Origin of the sequence: Rhodomicrobium sp. (assembly GCF_047605405.1) — a bacterium.
Taxonomy (GTDB): domain Bacteria; phylum Pseudomonadota; class Alphaproteobacteria; order Rhizobiales; family Rhodomicrobiaceae; genus Rhodomicrobium; species Rhodomicrobium lacus.
This window is the reverse complement of the sequence record NZ_JASGFR010000073.1, coordinates 1-4537: the sequence shown is the minus strand read 5'-3', so window position 1 is coordinate 4537 and position 4537 is coordinate 1. Positions and strand designations below refer to the sequence as shown.

Sequence of the window (4537 nt, the reverse complement as noted above, 5' to 3'; positions counted from 1 at the left end):
CCTGGAGCCTCGGAGACGAGAGCCACCTTCGTAAACCCGGCGGTACTGATCTGCCCCATCACTTCGAGGACTGTCCGATAGGGAAGTTCCTTGTCCGCGCGGACGTGTATCCGGCGGTCGAGCTCGTTTTCAGCGTGGTTCTTCAGCGTGGAAGCAAGCAGGTCGGCAGGTATTTCCTCATTGCCGATGAAGTATTTGCCGGCGGCGTCGATGCTGACAGCGAGCGGCGGCTTCTGGTCGTTGAGCGGCTTCGCCTGCGTCTTGGGCAGATCCACCGGAACGCCGGATGTCATCAGCGGCGCCGCGATCATGAACACGATGAGCAGCACCAGCATGACGTCGACGAGCGGCGTCACATTGATGTCGGTCATCGGCGCGTCGTCATCCTCGTCGTGGCTACGCAGCGAGGCGCCCATGAGGCTCTCCTTTCGAAAGCTGGCGGGACAGTTCCACACCGTAGACTTCGATGAATGTTTTCAGGCTTTTCCCGAACTGGGCTATGTTGCCGGTGATGCGGTTGTAGAAGACGACTGCCGGGATCGCCGCCACAAGGCCGAGCGCGGTCGCGAACAGCGCCTCCGCGATGCCCGGGGCGACGACGGCGAGGCTCGTGTTATTCGACGCCGCGATGCCCTGGAAGCTGTTCATGATGCCCCACACAGTGCCGAACAGCCCCACGAAGGGCGAAACGGACCCGATTGTCGCAAGGCTCTGGAGACCGCCCTTGAGCTGGTCCAGCGTGTTCGCGCTGGCGAGTTGCCCCACGCGGTGCACACGGTCGAGCAGGCTTTCCTGCTGCGCCGGACTGTTTCGGATATCCGCGGATCGCCTGTTCTCGTCGACCATCGCCTGATATATGAGCCGCAGGGGATCGGACGGTTTCACACGCAGAAAAGCCTCTGAAAGGTCTGAGAGGGGAACGCCATGCGCAAGGCTTCTCAGAAGGGTCTTCGCTCGCCTGTTGAGGATGGCAAGCTGGATGGTTTTCGCCGCGATGATGCCCCATCCCCAGGCCGAAGCCAGGATGAGCAGCCCCATTACTGCCTGAACGACGATATCGGCCTGCTGGAAGAGTTCCAGCGGCGAGAGAAGATGAGCGGCGCTCGCGGCACCGCCGGAAATGGCTGTATCGGCCATTCGGATTTCCTTCCATGGTTACGGGGTGGCGCGATCACTGGGCTCTGTAGACGATTGCGCCTGAAATCTTGTATGTCCGCGAGCCAAGCGCAGGCGGTGTCGGGAACGGTGCGGAACGCGCCAGGGCTTCCGCTGCGGCGCGATCCATCGCGGCGTTGCCGGAGCTTCCTACCGACTTGGAGATGAGTTCCCCGCCTGAGCCGATTACGATTGAATAACTGATGCGAACCGACTGTCCGCGCGAGAGCGCCGACTTCGGGAAGCTCCCGCTCGCGACGCGATTGATCCGCTGGTACACCTTGTTGGCGTAGTCAGTCGGGATCGCGCCCGGCGTCGGCGTGGCGGACCGGGCCTTGGGTTTCGCGGCGGGCTTCGGCGGTTCCACCGGCTTGGGCTTGATCTCCTCCTTGACCGGCTCCGGCGGTTTCTCGGGCTCGGGCAGAGGCTCCGGCAAGGGTTCCGGCGTGGGTTCCGGAATGGGCTCCGGCTGGGGTTCCGGTTCTGGCGGCGGAGGGGGCTGCTCGGGTTCCTCCGGCGCTGCCGGTTCTTCATAGACCATGTCCACCGGCGCTTCGAGAACAGCGGGTGGCGAGCTGAAGTCGATCGTGAGAAGGGCGGTCAGGGCGGCCACGTAAACGCCAATACCGAGTATGGTCAGCGTTACCGGTGGTCGCCGCGTCCCGATGCCGAGCAGCACGGCTGGAACCGCAGGCGACAACTCCCCTTTCTCCGTAGCGCCAAGCGGCTGGCTATCGTACAAGCTGCCAGTAATTTCAACATTCATGCTCTGAACCCCGATCGGACGAGCCGACCGCTCACGCACGCATCCGCCCTGCGATGTGCCGCCATTTCGTCATCCCTTCCGAAGCACGGCGTGAGCGATCCAGCTTGCCATTTCGTCCGTCGCTATTTGAGGTCGAGCGTGACTGTTTCGATCTTGCCGGTGAACTTGAACGGCACGCTGTAATTGTCGCTGATCGGGGTGCCGAGATCGGCCCCGACATCCAGCGTCTCATGGTAGTTTATGAAAAGGTTCGAGATCTTCGCCTCGCCGACAGACGCCCCGTTCACGGAAAGGCGAGCCGTTCCCGGCTGCGGGATGCGTCCGAACCCTCGCGCGACCTTGATGAGCGGATTGGACTCGTCGCCCTCGACATTGAAATCGAGCGTGACGGTCGCCTTCCCCGGCGGCACTGCGGCGGCCGAGACGATCCGGCCGGTTACGCTTCCGTGTGCGTTCGTCTCGTAGACTGCTCGGCCCTGGTCGTCGAGATAGATGACATAACCGCCGAGATGGCCGCCTTCGGCAATGATCACGCCCTTGGCGCCGGCTTGGGGAATGTCCACTTGCGCCGTGATCGTGTGCGAGCGCGACCCAGTTCTGGGACCGATCACAACCGGGATGCGGTTCGTGCCCTCACGGAACACAAGTTGCTTCCTTTCGGTCGAGCCGGACGTCAGAAGCGCCGGTACCGGAGCGAGAGGATAGATGTTGGTGCGCTTCGCCTCCTGATCGAAGAGGGCCTGAAGCTCTTTCAGCTTCTCGGGGTTCTCCTTCGCGAGATCGCGCGCCTGGCTATAGTCCTTTTCGAGATTGTAAAGCTCCCACGGATGTTCGGCGATGGGCGCGCCAAACCGCTCGAACGTCTTCCACGGAACGACGTTGCGCGCACCTGCCCACCAGCCATCCTTGTAGATGCCGCGATTGCCGACCGTCTCGAAGACCTGCGTGGTGTGTTTGCTTTTCGCCTTTCCGTCGCTGAAGCTGTCGACGAAGCTCTTGCCCTCAAGTGGCGTCTGCTTCTCCCCGTTCACCTCGTCGGGCGGCGTGATACCGGCGGCCTCATAGATCGTGGGCGCGATGTCCGTGACGTGCCTGAACCCGCCCCGGATCGCGCCCTTGTCGGTGATCTTCGACGGCCATGACACGACCAGCGGATCACGCGTGCCGCCGAGATGCGAGGCGACCTGCTTCGTCCACTGGAACGGTGCGTTCAGGCCCCAGGCCCATGCCGCCGAGTAGTGATTGTAGAAGGAATCGGTGCCCAGCTCGTCGGCCCTTTCAATCCGTCCCTGGATGCTCACAGGGCTGCCATCCGCATTGCGAGCGTCGAGCCCCTCGGGACCGCCCTCGGCGCTGGCTCCGTTGTCGCCCACGATGTAGAGAACGAGCGTGTTGTCGCCTTTGCCTTCCTCGCGAATGGCATCGAGCACGCGACCGACTTCGAAATCGGTTTGGGCAAGAAAGCCCGCATAAACCTCGGCCTGTCGTGCCAGCAGCTTTTTCTGCTCGGGCGAAAGGCTATCCCAGGCGGCGATTTCTGCCGGGCGCGGCGTCAATTCGGCGTCGGCCGGGATGATGCCCAGAGCTTTCTCGCGCGCGAAAGTTTCTTCCCGCAGCTTGTCCCACCCCTGATCGAACTTGCCCTTGAACTTGTCGATCCATTCCTGGGAAACGTGGTGCGGTGCATGCGTCGCGCCGGTGGCGAAGTAAACGAAGAACGGCTTGTCGGAGGCCGCCGCATCGTGCTGATGCAGCCAGTTGATCGCTTCGTTGGCAAGATCCGTGGTCAGATGGTAGCCCTGTTTCGGGGTGCCCCAAGGCTCGACGGGCGTTGTGCCGCGCCAGAGCTTCGGCTGCCACTGGTTGGTCTCGCCGTTCTGAAAGCCGTAGAAGTACTCGAAGCCGCGACTTGTCGGCCAGCGGTCGAACGGACCGGTCGGACCGGTTTCACCGATCGGCGTATTGTGCCATTTGCCAAAAGCGGCGGTCGAATAACCGTTGAGGCGGAGCACCTCGGCGATGGAAGCCGCGCTTTTCGGCCAGCGCGCATTGTAGCCGGGATAGGAGGCGGCAAGCTCCGCGACCGTTCCGAAGCCGACCTGATGATCGTTGCGCCCTGAGAGCAGCGCGGCGCGCGTCGGCGAGCAGAGCGCATTGACGTGGAACTGATTGTAGCGGAGCCCTTCGCTGGCGAGCTTGTCGAGCGCCGGCGTCGGAACGGGACCGCCCGTAACGGATGTCGCTCCAAATCCCACATCGTCGAGCAGGATGAGGACAATATTCGGCGCGCCTTTGGGCGCGGTGACATTTTTCGGCGCGTCGGGTTTCGACTTGTTTGCGTCAACGTCGACGACCCCAGAAAAGGGTTGCTCGGGTTTCGGCAAAACTTCGGCCGCGATTACATGGCTGCTCATGCCCGCAAGAAGTGCCGCCCCGGCGACGAACCGCCAGGATCTGGATTGACTCATTTGCCTCTCCCCAAAAGGACTTCGGAGTTATTCAGATCAAGGGGTATTGCGCCCGCAACCGGTTATTCGGCATTCCCCAACAGATGCCGCAAAGAGGGGCTTGAAGGCCGTCTCGCGCTCCTGAAAGAGTATGTCGACCATGTCGATA

At 62.4% G+C, this 4537-nt stretch carries 4 protein-coding genes; all 4 read right to left on the bottom strand.

Annotated elements, in window-relative coordinates; translation table 11 throughout:
- A partial coding sequence (gene tolR / locus QM659_RS16760) for a protein TolR (protein ID WP_415189300.1) occupies positions 1-416 on the bottom strand: 416 nt, incomplete at its 3' end.
- Positions 397-1137, bottom strand: coding sequence for a MotA/TolQ/ExbB proton channel family protein (locus tag QM659_RS16755; protein WP_127078936.1), 741 nt, complete (start codon positions 1135-1137; stop codon positions 397-399). The genes tolR and QM659_RS16755, both read right to left, overlap by 20 nt.
- A 34-nt stretch (positions 1138-1171) precedes the next feature.
- On the bottom strand, positions 1172-1921 hold the full coding sequence (locus QM659_RS16750) for a TonB family protein (RefSeq protein WP_415189299.1): 750 nt from the start codon (positions 1919-1921) through the stop codon (positions 1172-1174).
- Positions 1922-2043: 122 nt separating this feature from the next.
- Positions 2044-4389: an arylsulfatase gene (locus tag QM659_RS16745; RefSeq protein ID WP_415189298.1), complete on the bottom strand. Its 2346-nt coding sequence runs from the start codon at positions 4387-4389 to the stop codon at positions 2044-2046.
- Positions 4390-4537 lie beyond the last annotated feature (148 nt).

Excerpts from the sequence above, each read along its gene's own strand:
- QM659_RS16755 (WP_127078936.1), bottom strand. The coding sequence starts at position 1,137 with ATGGCCGATACAGCCATTTCCGGCGGTGCCGCGAGCGCCGCTCATCTT.
- QM659_RS16750 (WP_415189299.1), bottom strand. The coding sequence starts at position 1,921 with ATGAATGTTGAAATTACTGGCAGCTTGTACGATAGCCAGCCGCTTGGC.
- QM659_RS16745 (WP_415189298.1), bottom strand. The coding sequence starts at position 4,389 with ATGAGTCAATCCAGATCCTGGCGGTTCGTCGCCGGGGCGGCACTTCTT.